General features: G+C 65.5%; 12 protein-coding genes and 4 tRNA genes. 8 read left to right on the forward strand and 8 right to left on the reverse strand.

Translation table 11 applies throughout. From position 1 onward, the window contains the following. Positions 1-3 precede the first annotated feature (3 nt). The 4 genes from I2456_RS24695 to I2456_RS24710 all read right to left on the reverse strand — a co-directional run bounded on the left by I2456_RS24695 (position 4) and on the right by I2456_RS24710 (position 1,406). Positions 4-876: a HipA domain-containing protein gene (locus I2456_RS24695; RefSeq protein ID WP_224113137.1), complete on the reverse strand. Its 873-nt coding sequence runs from the start codon at positions 874-876 to the stop codon at positions 4-6. Between the two features lie 247 nt (positions 877-1,123). Continuing rightward, positions 1,124-1,200: transfer RNA gene (locus I2456_RS24700), tRNA-Phe, on the reverse strand. Positions 1,201-1,226: 26 nt separating this feature from the next. Then, positions 1,227-1,303 (reverse strand) — tRNA-Asp (locus I2456_RS24705). Between the two features lie 30 nt (positions 1,304-1,333). Further along, positions 1,334-1,406: transfer RNA gene (locus tag I2456_RS24710), tRNA-Glu, on the reverse strand. A 122-nt stretch (positions 1,407-1,528) separates the two neighbouring features. Here I2456_RS24710 and I2456_RS24715 point away from each other — a divergent pair. Both I2456_RS24715 and I2456_RS24720 read left to right on the forward strand, forming a co-directional pair. Next, a tRNA-Lys gene (locus tag I2456_RS24715) sits at positions 1,529-1,601 on the forward strand. Between the two features lie 137 nt (positions 1,602-1,738). Then, positions 1,739-2,554 carry a TIGR04255 family protein gene (locus I2456_RS24720; RefSeq protein ID WP_116645828.1) on the forward strand — a complete coding sequence of 272 codons (816 nt, stop codon included), beginning with the start codon at positions 1,739-1,741 and terminating at the stop codon, positions 2,552-2,554. Here I2456_RS24720 and I2456_RS24725 read toward each other — a convergent pair. Continuing rightward, a complete protein-coding gene (locus tag I2456_RS24725) occupies positions 2,551-3,456 on the reverse strand; it encodes an SAM-dependent methyltransferase (RefSeq protein WP_085075319.1) in 906 nt (301 codons plus the stop codon). The two genes, I2456_RS24720 and I2456_RS24725, sit on opposite strands and share 4 nt — an antisense overlap. A gap of 84 nt (positions 3,457-3,540) precedes the next feature. Here I2456_RS24725 and I2456_RS24730 point away from each other — a divergent pair, with 84 nt between their 5' ends. Next, on the forward strand, positions 3,541-4,041 hold the full coding sequence (locus I2456_RS24730) for a nucleoside deaminase (RefSeq protein WP_205880216.1): 501 nt from the start codon (positions 3,541-3,543) through the stop codon (positions 4,039-4,041). Positions 4,042-4,052: 11 nt separating this feature from the next. On the opposite strand, the gene I2456_RS24735 is transcribed toward I2456_RS24730, so the two are convergent. Then, positions 4,053-5,087 (reverse strand): oxygenase MpaB family protein, encoded by a 1,035-nt coding sequence (locus I2456_RS24735; RefSeq protein ID WP_085075317.1) that lies wholly within the window; start codon positions 5,085-5,087, stop codon positions 4,053-4,055. Between the two features lie 78 nt (positions 5,088-5,165). Here I2456_RS24735 and I2456_RS24740 point away from each other — a divergent pair, with 78 nt between their 5' ends. From I2456_RS24740 to phoU, 5 genes are all read left to right on the forward strand, one after another. Further along, positions 5,166-5,807 carry a TetR/AcrR family transcriptional regulator gene (locus I2456_RS24740; protein WP_085075316.1) on the forward strand — a complete coding sequence of 214 codons (642 nt, stop codon included), beginning with the start codon at positions 5,166-5,168 and terminating at the stop codon, positions 5,805-5,807. A 140-nt stretch (positions 5,808-5,947) separates the two neighbouring features. Next, positions 5,948-6,964, forward strand: coding sequence for an acyl-ACP desaturase (locus I2456_RS24745; protein WP_085075315.1), 1,017 nt, complete (start codon positions 5,948-5,950; stop codon positions 6,962-6,964). 54 nt (positions 6,965-7,018) lie between these two features. Continuing rightward, complete coding sequence (gene dusB, locus I2456_RS24750) at positions 7,019-8,104, forward strand: tRNA dihydrouridine synthase DusB (protein WP_241008028.1); 1,086 nt, start codon at positions 7,019-7,021, stop codon at positions 8,102-8,104. Positions 8,105-8,238: 134 nt separating this feature from the next. Continuing rightward, positions 8,239-10,392, forward strand: a complete 2,154-nt coding sequence (locus I2456_RS24755) for an LCP family protein (protein WP_085075313.1) — start codon at positions 8,239-8,241, stop codon at positions 10,390-10,392. A gap of 55 nt (positions 10,393-10,447) precedes the next feature. Beyond that, a complete protein-coding gene (gene phoU, locus I2456_RS24760) occupies positions 10,448-11,116 on the forward strand; it encodes a phosphate signaling complex protein PhoU (protein ID WP_068023438.1) in 669 nt (222 codons plus the stop codon). Here phoU and pstB read toward each other — a convergent pair whose 3' ends face one another. Beyond that, a complete protein-coding gene (pstB, locus tag I2456_RS24765) occupies positions 11,117-11,893 on the reverse strand; it encodes a phosphate ABC transporter ATP-binding protein PstB (protein ID WP_068023441.1) in 777 nt (258 codons plus the stop codon). A 128-nt stretch (positions 11,894-12,021) separates the two neighbouring features. Beyond that, the gene (gene pstS / locus I2456_RS24770; RefSeq protein ID WP_139823307.1) at positions 12,022-13,137 is read right to left on the reverse strand and encodes a phosphate ABC transporter substrate-binding protein PstS; all 1,116 of its coding nucleotides are present in this window, start codon (positions 13,135-13,137) and stop codon (positions 12,022-12,024) included. Positions 13,138-13,196 lie beyond the last annotated feature (59 nt).

Genomic DNA, 13,196 nt, shown 5'->3' on the forward strand with positions numbered 1-13,196 from the left:
AATTCAGGCGAGGACATCGAGCAACCTCTCTCGATTAATCTTGACGAGTTCGACCGTGAAACGGTGCGCAGTCTCCGTCATCCCTGGGGCAGAAGCAAATAGGTCCTCAACGGTCCGCCGTTCAAGCGACAGTATCCGTTCACGCCAGTACTCGCGGGTGCTCGGTCCACAGAGTCTGATGGCGTCGCCTGCCAGGTCCACGAGTGTCTGCCAACGCGTGCCCTTGCGATGCTCAAATCGGCTCGCGTGCCCACGTTCTGCCCATTTCATCACTGTTCCGTCGCGTAAGTGCTCGGCGCGCAGTTCGTCGCTCAACGTAAAGCCGAGGCTAGCTGCGTGGTCGAAAGAGGGCTCGGATACGTCCGGCGGCGGCACAAGGACGGCCCAGTTGCGGTCGTGGCGATCTCCATGCGCGATCAACGCGTCAAACAGGAGATATCCTGCGAACGCATCGAAAGCCCGAAACGACGTAGGCATCGATGAGCCTGGCGGTGATCCAAACCGTGTGAGTGCCTGCCTGATAGAGCCGACATTGTATCCGCGCGCTTCAGGATCAGTCGGGTCGTAATCGATAACCACCTCTGGCATTAGCGCCTGCCCTGCCTGCAATTCCCACTCTGGCAATCGCACGTCTTCAACCAATGCGCCACGCACCCCGCCCCGAGTGGCTAGTTCGACCGTGGCCGCCGGCACTCCGACCAGCCGAGCCATCTCGCTTCCGAGCTTCTCCACAGTGTCTTCCCCGAGGGAACGATCGCGCTCTGGCCGTGCGGGTTTGAACAGCCAGGTACGCTCTCTCGACGGATGTTTGAGCCAGTCGTGCGGATGCTGGCCCTGGCTCTCGAGGCCAGCGACAGCCCAGTCGTCGGCAGCCACGACTGACCAGCGAACGGGCACGACGCAATTGTGCCTCGCAGGTGCTAGTGCAATCGCCACTGGCCACGCGCATGTCGCGTAGGGCTCCGCTCGAAGACAGCGGAGAGTCGAGGGGGACGGATCCGATACAGAGTTGGCAGCGACGGCACCTCGTTTTTGGCCCCATATTGGCCCCATCGCCGAGTCCGAATCGGTGATGACGAGTTCGTAGACAGAGCGAAAAGGGGCGCTGAAATGCACAGATACTTGGTGGCCAGGGGCGGGATCGAACCGCCGACCTTCCGCTTTTCAGGCGGACGCTCGTACCGACTGAGCTACCTGGCCGGAAGGCAGCGTGTGCCTCGCCGTGGTGGCGACCCTGACGGGACTCGAACCCGCGACCTCCGCCGTGACAGGGCGGCGCGCTAACCAACTGCGCCACAGGGCCTTGCTACTTCTCCGCGTTACCGCGTCACCGTACCCCCAACGGGATTCGAACCCGTGCTACCGCCGTGAAAGGGCGGCGTCCTAGGCCACTAGACGATGGGGGCCAGAACCGAATCACTCCGGGGTACTCGCAACTACGTTTACGTTGGAGCCACGTCAGCTTAGGTCACCCCGGGCCTAATCCTCAAACGAGCGTCTCACGGGACACAGTATTCTGATTCTTCGCGCCCCTATAGCTCAGTTGGTAGAGCTACGGACTTTTAATCCGCAGGTCCTAGGTTCGAGTCCTAGTGGGGGCACCCAGCGCCACCTGACCTCGGCAAACGTCCGGTCACCAGGGGTGGCCACCACGATGCTGCGGTTCGCCGGTCGCCGGTGGTAATCAGTGGCCGACGCGGCGTTTAGAACGTCACACCCCTTGGCTATGCTTCGGGACATGCTTCCCGGAGGAACGAATCAGGCTGACGTCCAACCCAACGCGCCCGTCGCTCTAGTGACACTGGAAGTCCGTCATCCGGCGGCGGACGCTTTCACCGAGTCGGCGAGCCGGGAGCTCAAACACCTACTCGTCGACTACCTGCCCATCGAACGCCAGGCGCAAGACCTGGCTTGGGGCATGGCTCCGGGTGGCCAGCCGGCCCCGACCACCGACCGCTTCGTCCGCTACATCAACCGCGACAACACCACCGCCGCGGCGCTGAAGAACCAAGCCATCGTCATCGAGACCACCGCCTACACCAACTTCGATTCGTTCCTGGACCTCGCGATGCGGGTGGTGGACGCCCGCGCTCAGGTGTCGTCGATCGTCGGCGTCGAGCGCGTCGGCCTGCGCTATGTCCTGGAGATCCGCGTTCCGGCGGGCGTCGACGGGCGCATCGAGTGGTCGAACTGGATCGACGAGCACCTGCTCGGCCCGCAGCGCCTCTCTCCGGGAGGGCTGGCGCTGACCGAATGGCAGGGTGCGGCGGTCTACCGCGAAGCCCAGCCGGGTAAGTCGCTGATCCTGCGCTACGGCCCCGGCGTCGGCCAGGCCCTCGACGCCAACTACCACCTGCGCCGCGTGACACCGGTGCAAGGCGGGCAGTTCTTCCTCTTGGACATCGACAGCTTCTGGACGCCGCCCACCGGCGGCATCCCCGAATTCAACCGGGACGCACTGGTCACGATGTTCCGCGACCTCTACGGCCCCGCGCAGTCGGTGTTCCAGGAACTGCTCACCTCTCGCCTCAAAGACGAACTGCTGCGCGGCTAGCCGCCAAATATCGCGCTGCTGTAGGTGATGTCGGCGAAGGCGGCCGCGAGGTCGTCGTCGGGATAGGTGAATCCATTGGCCTCGTGCAGTTCAGCCACCGTCTGCGATGTCGTCTGCCACCCGGCCCGACCCAGATAGTCGACGATGTGGCCGCGCTCGCCGTGGTAGACCAGGTCGTTGAAGTCGATGTCGAAACCGAGTTCGCTCATCCGGTCGTGGTGTGAACGCCACCGCTCGTCGGTGAAAATGGCGGTGTCCGGCACGTACTCGAAGGCCAGCCGACTGCCCGGGGCGCTCAATCCGGTGATGTTGTCGAAGAGCTTGTCCTGCGCCTCGTCGGGCAGGTAGACCAGCAAGCCCTCGGCGCTCCACGCCGTCGGCGCTTTCGGGTCGAATCCGGCCGCCTGCAACGCCGCGGCCCAGTCGTCACGCAAGTCCACCGCGACGGTGCGCCGCTGCGCTCTGGGCTCGGCACCCAGGTCGGCCAGCGTCGCGGTCTTGAATTCGATGACGTCGGGCAGATCGACCTCGTAGACCACGGTGCCATCCGGCCAGGGCAGGCGGTAGGCCCGCGCGTCGAGACCCGCGGCGAGGATGACCGCCTGACCGATGCCGCCGCGGGTGGCATCGAGGAAAAAGTGGTCGTAAAACCTTGTCCGACAAGCCATTCCCCGGGCCATGCGGTCCGGGTCGAACTCGGAGTTCGCTTCGACGACGATCTCGCCGTTGCCCAGCCGCGTGTAGACGTCGATACCGACGGCGCGCACCAGCGGTGCGGCGAACGGGTCCTCGATGAACGCATACTGCGGGGCGGCAGCCAGTGCCCGCTGGGCGGCGACCATCGTTGCGGTGGCCCCCACGCTCGTGGCGAGATCCCAGCGATCACGTTCGGTGCGCACCATGCAGCTCCCTTGCTTCAACGTCGAGTTACCACAAATGTAGACGGTCTAGTTAGTGGCGCCGCGCGGTCTGCTTCCATGGAAGCTGTGACCGACTTCGCCCAACGCACCATCGACCTGGCCCGCCAAAACGTCACCGAAGGTGGGCGCCCGTTTGCGACGGTCATCGTCAAAGACGGCCAGGTCCTCGCCGAGAGCGCCAACAAGGTCGCCCAGACCAACGACCCCACCGCACACGCCGAGATCCTGGCCATCCGGGCAGCCTGCACGAAGCTGGGCACCGAGCACCTGGTCGGTACCACCATTTATGTGCTGGCCCATCCCTGCCCCATGTGCCTGGGATCGCTCTACTACTGCTCACCGGATGAAGTGGTCTTTCTGACGACGCGCGAGGCTTACGAACCGCATTACGTCGACGACCGCAAGTACTTCGAGCTGGCCACTTTTTACGACGAGTTCGCCAAGAGGTGGCAGGACCGGCGCCTGCCCATGCGTTACGAACCGTCCGACGCCGCCGTCGATGTTTACCGGTTCTGGCAAGACCGCAATGGCGGTGAGCGCACCGCGACGGTGCTCCCGGCGACCTGAGGCCGCGCCGGCTACACCTGCGGGCAGTAGTGCGTGGGCTTGCCGCGCTCGTCCTGCGGCGGCAAGTTGCGCGCCGGCGTCTGAGGCAACGGCGCGTCGGCTGGAATACGCCCGCTCGCGCGATCAAGACCGGCGCGCGCCCGCGGATGCTTTCGGTACCTGGGCGGCACGAAGGCGAAGATCAGCCGCACCCCATTGCCGAAGCGCCGGTGCAGCCACTCGTCACGGCGGGTCCAGGTGAAGCCCAGCCGTTCCCGCACGGCTGGGTGATACAGGCCGACCGTCAACCAGACGAAGAACGGCGCGAACAACTTGGTCAGGGCCGCCCACAGCCAATCCGGAAGCCAGGGGGCGATGGGCGGTTTGCCGTATGTCGTCAGATCCAACACGGCCCGCGTGGCGTAGTTGTCCTCTAATACGTTGCGGCACATGTGGTCCCAGTATTCCTGGAACTCCTCCCACGACTTCGGCACCGGCCGCATGCTCATGCCGTACATGCGGTACCACTGGATGTGTTCGTCGAACAGTTGGCGCTTGTCCGCTTCGGTCAGACCGCCACCGAACCGTTCGGCCACGTGCAGCGTGCCGACGAAGAAAGTGGTGTGCGCCCAATAGAAGACGTCGGGGTTCAGTGCGTGATAGCGACGCCCCTGGTCGTCGACGCCCTTGATGTCGATGTGGTAGTCGCGCACCTCGGCACCCGTCTTCGGGGCGCGGTCACCGTCGAAGACCACCCCGCCGATCGGGTACAACGACCGCATCACCCGCTGCAACGGCTCCCGGAAAAACGTCGAGTGCTGCTCGACCGCGGCACCCAACTGCGGGTGCATGTTCTGCATGGATCCCGCGAACGGTCCTTGCAGGATGCCGCGCCAGTCGCCGAAGTACTTCCAGGTCAGCGAATCCGGCCCGAGCGGCGTCGGCGGCGCCTCGTAACCCGACGGGGACACCGGGCACCCGCTGGCCACACCGTCGGATCGATCGACCACGGGTGCCTCCGCCTCGGCGCTGGTCAGGGGACAGGATGCAGACGTATCTTGAGTCACTGTATTTCCCCTGGTGTCGTCTCGTGGCGGCAAAACAATTCTGACTACATGCGTTGTCAGTTCGAGTCTAGGAGCGATGTGCAGAGCGGTCAAAGAAGGGGACGCTGGTCTGGCGTCCCTCTCGAGGATCGCCACGCCTTGCGGCGCGACGACCTCGTTGCCGCCGGGGTGCAACTGCTCGGCGGTGAAGCCGGGCCGGCGCTGACCGTTCGCGCTGTCTGCCGCAAGGCCGCCCTGACCGAGCGCTACTTCTATGAGAGCTTCACCGACCGCGAAGACTTCGTCCGCGCCGTCTACGACGACGTCTGCACCCGCGCCATGACAACCCTGACAACGGCGAAAACCCCGCGCGAAGCCGTCGAGCAATTCGTGGCCCTGATGGTCGACGACCCGGTACGGGGCCGGGTGCTGCTGCTGGCGCCGGCCGTCGAGCCGGTCTTGACCCGATCCGGTGCGGAGTGGATGCCTAATTTCATCGACCTGCTGCAGCGCAAGCTGTCCCGGATCGGCGATCCCGTCCTGCAAAAACTAGTCGCCACCAGCCTCATCGGCGCGCTCACGGCACTGTTCACCGCGTATCTGAACGGCCAGTTGGGCGCCACCCGCGGCGAGTTCATCGACTACTGCGTCAACATGCTGCTCAGCACCGCAGCCAGCTACGTTGCGCCCCGCGACGAGGCCGACACGGCGCCTCCGGCGCCCGCCGCGCCGCACGATTAAGCCCCGTCCACCACGGGCACCCATGCCGTTATCAGAAGCTCTTCACAGGTGAGGCGCCACACCGTGCGGAAACTTGATGCTACTGCCCGACACAGATATATTGACTGCAACTCGTAGACACAGATAACTGGAGGGGCGCCATGTCAGCCGAGCTGACCGACCTACGGCTGCTGCACGAACTTGAGCCGGTGGTCGAGAAGTATCTGAACCGCCACATCAGCATGCACAAACCGTGGAACCCGCACGACTACATCCCGTGGTCGGACGGCAAGAACTACTACGCGCTGGGCGGGCAGGACTGGGACCCGGAACAGAGCAAGCTGTCCGATGTCGCTCAGGTCGCCATGGTGCAGAACCTGGTCACCGAGGACAACCTGCCGTCGTATCACCGCGAGATCGCGATGAACATGGGGATGGACGGCGCCTGGGGGCAGTGGGTCAACCGCTGGACCGCCGAGGAAAACCGCCACGGCATGGCGCTGCGTGACTACTTGGTCGTGACCCGCGCCGTCGACCCCGTCGAGTTGGAACTGCTGCGCCTCGAGGTGGTCAACCGCGGCTTCAGCCCGGGCCAGAACCACCAGGGCGAGTACTTCGCCGAGCGGCTCACCGACTCGGTCATCTATGTCACGTTCCAGGAACTGGCGACCCGGGTGTCGCACCGCAACACCGGCAGGGCCTGCAACGACCCGATCGCCGACCAGCTCATGGCCAAGATCTCGGCCGATGAGAACCTGCACATGATCTTCTACCGCGACGTCAGCGAGGCCGCGTTCGAGATCGCGCCCGACCAGGCGATGGCGTCGCTGCACCTGATCTTGCGGCACTTCAAGATGCCCGGGTTCCTGGTTCCGGAGTTCCGCCGCAAGGCCGTGATCATCGCTGTCGGCGGCGTCTACGACCTGCGGATCCACCTCGAAGAGGTGGTCAAGCCCGTGTTGAAGAAGTGGCGCATCTTCGAGCGCGAGGACTTCACCGGCGAGGCCGCCTGGATGCGCGATGACCTCGGCAAGCTCCTGGAAGAGCTCGAGGCCGAGTGCGACAAGTTCGAGGCGTCCAAGCAGCGCTACCTCGAGCGCGAAGCCCGCACCGGCAAGAAGGTCACCGCCTTCGAGCTGCACAAGACCGCGGGCAAGTTGGCGATGAGCGAGCGGTAACCATCGTTGCGCATCGGCCCGATCGAGCTGGCCAGCCCGGTGGTGCTGGCCCCGATGGCCGGGGTGACCAACGTCGCGTTCCGGACACTGTGTCGTGAACTAGAACAGTCGAAGGTCGGCACGGTCAGCGGACTCTACGTCTGTGAAATGGTGACCGCCCGGGCGCTCGTCGAGCGCCACCCGGTCACCATGCACATGACGACGTTCGCCCCGGACGAATCACCCCGCTCGCTGCAGCTCTACACCGTCGACCCGGACACCACCTACGCCGCCGCCAAGATGGTGGCCGACGAAGGCTTGGCCGACCACATCGACATGAACTTCGGCTGCCCGGTGCCCAAGGTGACCCGGCGCGGTGGCGGCGCGGCGCTGCCGTTCAAGCGGCGGCTGTTCGGACAGATCGTCGCCGCCGCCGTACGAGCCACCGAAGGCACCGGCATTCCGGTCACGGTGAAGTTCCGCATCGGCATCGACGAGGGCCACCACACGCACCTGGACGCCGGGCGCATCGCGGAAGCCGAAGGCGCTGCAGCGGTGGCGCTGCACGCCCGCACGGCGGCGCAGCGCTACTCCGGGACCGCCGACTGGGATCAGATCGCCGCGCTCAAGCACGAGGTACGCACCATTCCGGTGCTGGGCAATGGCGACATCTATGACGCCAGCGACGCGCTGGCCATGATGGCCAAGACCGGATGCGACGGGGTGGTCATCGGTCGGGGTTGCCTGGGCCGGCCATGGCTGTTCGCCGAGTTGTCCGCCGCGTTCACCGGCACCCCGGCACCGACGCCGCCGACGCTGGGTGAGGTTGCCGACATCGTCCGCCGGCACGGCGCGCTGTTGGCCGCGCACTTCGGCGAAGACAAGGGCATGCGCGATATCCGCAAGCACATCGCCTGGTACCTGCATGGTTTCCCGGCGGGATCGGAATTGCGGCGGGCGTTGGCCCTGGTCAAGACGCGCGATGAGCTGGACCGGCTGCTGGACCAGTTGGACCGGACCGTCGCCTTCCCCGACGCCGCCAACGGCCCGCGCGGACGGCAGGGGTCACCGGCCCGGGTGGCGCTGCCGGACGGCTGGCTGGACGACCCCGACGACTGCAAGGTGCCCGAAGGGGCTGACGTCATGCATTCTGGTGGTTGAACCGAGACGATCTTGAAATCGCGTCTGCACCGATAACTAAGTACGATGTGAGCCTTGCGTCAAATGCGCGGCGCCTAGCAAAAGGCGCTGCGCTGACGTGTGTGCGAAACCGAAACCCCGGAGGCCGGTAGGACATGAGTGACGGCGAGTACGACGCCACTCCTGACCCTCGGCGCGCTGCCGGCGGCCGCGACAAACACCGGCTTACCGTAAAACCGCAGCCGACTCCAGGCGCCGCGCCGTGGGAGCGGCTGCGGACATCGCCGGTCGACGACGGCTTATCCCGGTGGTCGGCGGGATCGCTCACCGCGACCGCCGCAGATCAAGACACGGCTCAAGCCGACGACACCGATTCAGTTGAGGACAGCGCGCCAGCCGGCAACCACATCGACGGCGGCGTCACTGTCGCCGATCTGATCGCCAAGCTCGGCGCCGCCGTACCCGACCGGCCCAGCCGCCGTCACCTCGCCCCAGACCCGGAACCAGACGACGAGCCGGCACCCGTCGACGAGGTCCACGAGGTCGACGACCTGCAAGACACCCAGGTCATCCTCAATCCCGCCTACTCCACCGAGTTGCTCTCCGAGCTGCCTGACCTGGGCGCAGCCCACTACCCGGCCGACGACGACATCGAGGACAAACCGCGCCGGTGGTCCAAGCCGCGCGGCAAGAAGCCGGCCGCGACGACACCCGACGAGGCACCCGAAACCGCCGCGCCGCGAAAGAAGCGGCGCCCGATGCTGCTGGCCGGGCGGTCCTTGGCCGCTTTGTTCGCCATCGTGGCACTGGTCATGACCGGCGGGGCGTGGCAGTGGAGTAGCTCGAAGAACAGCCGAATGAACACGGTCAGCGCGCTGGATCCGCAGTCCGGCGACATCGTCGACCCCAATGCTCAATTCGGCGACGAGAATTTCCTGATCGTCGGGATGGACTCGCGGGCCGGGGCCAACGCCGAAGTCGGCGCCGGTGACACCGAGGACGCCGGTGGCGCCCGCTCGGACACGGTCATGCTGGTCAACATCCCGGCGAACCGCAAACGAGTGGTCGCGGTGTCGTTCCCCCGCGACCTGGCGATCAATCCGATCCAGTGCGAGGCTTGGAACCCCGACACGCACAAGTACGGGCCGATCTACGACGAGAAGAAGGGGACGTGGGGTCCCCGCATGGTCTACACGGAGACCAAGCTCAACTCGGCATTCTCCTATGGTGGTCCCAAATGCCTGGTCAAGGTCATTCAGAAGCTGTCCGGTCTGAGCATCAACCGTTTCATCGCCGTCGACTTCGTCGGTTTCGCGCGGATGGTCGAGGCGCTCGGCGGGGTCGAGGTGTGCAGCACCACGCCGCTGCGTGACTACGAGTTGGGCACCGTCCTGGCCCACGCCGGCCGCCAGGTCATTGACGGCCCGACCGCGCTGAACTATGTGCGGGCCCGTCAGGTCACCACCGAAAGCAACGGTGACTACGGCCGCATCAAACGCCAGCAGTTGTTCTTGTCTTCACTGCTGCGGTCGTTGCTGTCCAACGACACGTTGATGAACCTCAACAAGCTCAACGACGTCGTCAACCTCTTCATCGGCAACAGCTACGTCGACAACATCAGGACCCAAGACCTGGTCACCCTGGGGCAATCGTTGCAGCACATGGCCGCCGGCCACGTCACGTTCGTCACCGTGCCGACGGGCGTGACGGACCAGAACGGCGACGAGCCCCCGCGCACGGCCGACATGAAGGCACTGTTCGCCTCGATTATCAACGACGATCCGCTGCCCCTGGAAAACGACCAGAACGCGCAGACCCTGGGCAGGACCCCGACCACCGCGCCGACGACCACGAAGAAGGCGCCTCCGGCGGCCCCGACCAACGAGACCGAGCGGCAGCAGCTCACCACCACCTCGCCGCAAGAAGTCACCGTGCAGGTCTCCAACGGAACCAGCACCACCGGCTTGGCCACCGTCGCGGCGAACCAACTGCAGCGCAACGGCTTCAACGTGATGACGCCGGACGACTACCCGAACACGTTGAAGACCACCACGGTGTTCTTCTCACCGGGCAACGAGCAGGCGGCCGCCACGGTCGCCGCCGCGTTCGGCAGTACGAAGGTGGAACGTGTCACCGGGATCGGACAGGTGGTCCAGGTGGTGCTGGGACCGGACTTCAGCTCGGTGACGACTCCCCCGCCCAGCGGCTCCTCGGTCAGCGTGCAGATCACCCGCAACTCGAGCAGTCCTACGACCAAGCTGCCCGAAGACCTGACGGTGACCAACGCGGCCGACACCACTTGCGAATAGCCGATCTGGCGGCGCTTCCCAGCAGTTGGGGGGTTGAGAACGTAGGCTTTATCACATGCGGACCGCCTATCATGAGCAGCTCGAGGAGCTGTCCGAGCGCCTCGGCGAAATGTGCGGGCTCGCCGGAATGGCGATGGAGCGGGCAACCCAAGCGTTGTTGCAGGCCGATCTGGTGCTGGCCGAACAAGTGATCTCCGACCACGAGCAGATCGCGCGGATGAGCGCGCGGGCCGAGGAGAGCGCGTTTGTGTTGCTGGCCTTGCAGGCCCCGGTCGCCGGCGACCTGAGAGCCATCGTCAGCGCCATCCAGATGGTGGCCGACATCGACCGGATGGGCGCGCTGGCTCTGCACGTGGCCAAGATCGCCCGTCGCCGCCACCCGCAGCACGCCCTACCGGAAGAAGTCAACGGCTACTTCGCCGAAATGGGCCGCGTCGCAGTCGATTTGGGCAACAGCGCCCAAGAGGTGGTGCTGTCCCGGGACCCGGAGAAGGCGGCCCGCATTCGCGAAGAAGACGACGCCATGGACGACCTGCACCGCCACCTGTTCTCGGTGATGATGGACCGGGAATGGAAACACGGTGTGGCCGCGGCCGTCGACGTCACGTTGCTGGGCCGGTTCTACGAGCGTTTCGCCGACCACGCCGTCGAGGTGGCGCGCCGCGTCATCTTCCAGGCGACCGGCAAGTTCCCCGAAGACGAGGCGCCTGCCTCGAACCAGTGATCAGCCGAAGCGGCCGGAGATGTAATCCTCGGTCGCCCGCTTGCTGGGGTTGGAAAAGATCTTCTCGGTGTCGTCGATCTCGACCAGGCGCCCCGGTCTGCCTACGGCCTCGAGGTTGAAGAACGCGGTCTGATCGCTCACCCGGGCGGCCTGCTGCATGTTGTGGGTGACGATGACGATGGTGTAGTCCTGCTTGAGCTCGCTGATCAGATCTTCGATCGCCATGGTCGAGATCGGGTCGAGCGCCGAACAGGGCTCGTCCATCAGCAACACGTCGGGTTGCACCGCGATCGCGCGCGCGATACACAACCGCTGCTGCTGCCCGCCGGACAGGCCGCCGCCGGGCTTGTCCAACCGGTCTTTCACCTCGTCCCACAGGTTGGCCCCGCGCAGCGACGATTCGGCCGTCTCGTTGAGCACCTTCCGGCTGCGGATGCCCTGCAGCTTCAGACCGGCGACCACGTTGTCGCGAATCGACATCGCGGGAAACGGGTTGGGCCGCTGGAATACCATGCCGATCGCCCGGCGCACCCCGACGGGGTCGATCCGCGGGCCGTAGATGTTCTCGTCGTCGAGCAGCACGCTACCTTCGACCCGGGCGCCGGGGATCACCTCGTGCATGCGGTTCAGCGTGCGCAGCACGGTCGTCTTGCCGCAGCCCGACGGACCGATGAAGGCCGTCACGCTGCGCGGCAGCACCGACAGTGTCACGTCGGCAACCGCGTGAAACGACCCGTAGAAAATGTTGACCGCTTCGAGGTCCAACCGTTTAGCCACGCACACCTCCTCACCTTCAATACTGCCTAACTCTGCGCGGGGCCATCCGCCGCACGACCATCCTGGCCCAACATTGTTGATCGCGATCAGCAAAATCAGCGTCAGCGCCGCACCTGTCGCATATCCGGCTACTGCAGTGCATTGATCGCGGCGATCAGGCGCTCTTTCAGTTTATCGGGCAGGGGGACGTAACCGGCTGCCGTGAGACCGTTCTGCCCGCTATCCACCGCGGTGGTGAGGAAGGCTTTGATCGCCGCGGCGGTGTCGGAGTCGTACCCGCTCGAGCACACGATCTCATAGCTGGCCAGCACCAGAGGGTAAGCGTTCGGTTCCTGGGTGCCGTACAGCGAACTCAGTTCGAGCACCAGGTCGTTGCCGGCGGCCAGGACCGTGACGGCGTTGACGGCGTTACGGGCGGTTTCGTCGGTCAGCGCTACGACGCCGGTGCCGGTGTTGATCTGGGCGAACGGCACCCCGGCCTGATCGGCGAAACCCTTCTCCACGTACCCGATCGATCCGGGCGTCGACCGCACGGACTGGATGACACCGGCCGACCGTTGCGCGCCTTGCCCGACTCCGCCCTGGAAGTTGCTGCCGACGCCTTTGGTCCAGCTCTGCGGCGCGGCCGCGGTCAGATACTTCTGGAAGTTGTCGGTGGTACCCGATGAGTCGCTGCGGTAGATCGGAACGATGCGCGTATTAGGCAGGCGCACACCGGGATTCAGGGTGGCCAGCAGCGGGTCGTTCCAGGTGCGGATCGCACCGCCGAAGATCTTGGCCAGCGCGTCCGCATCCACGATCAACGTGGGCACCTCAGGTAGGTTGTAGGCCAACGCAATTGGGCCGAACACCAGCGGCAGGTCCCACGCCGCGTTCCCCTTGCACCGCGCGGCGGCCGGCGCAATCTGTGTTGCCACCAACGGCGAGTCCGATCCGGCGAAGTCGACGTGCCCGGCGATGAACTGCTCACGCCCAGCGCCGGACCCGGTCGGGTTATAGGAGACCGTCTTGCCCGGACACGCCTGGGCCCACACCTTATTGAACAGCGCCATCGCATTCTGCTGGGCGGTGGAACCCTCGGCGGTCACGGTGTTCTTACCGCCGCAAGCCACCGACTGCGGCGGGGCCCCCAAACCCGGGATGGAGCCGGCGTGACGGTTGTCCGCACCGCCGCAGGCGGTAACCAACGCGCTGCACACCGTCACCGCCGCGGCGATCACCGCCGCTGCGCCCGTTCGTCTCACCGATCTCGCTTCCGTTCCTGACCTATTGCCAGGCCGCGGACAAAGTATGCGCCGGCCCG

Source organism: Mycobacterium kubicae (assembly GCF_015689175.1).
Taxonomy (GTDB): Bacteria; Actinomycetota; Actinomycetes; order Mycobacteriales; family Mycobacteriaceae; genus Mycobacterium; species Mycobacterium kubicae.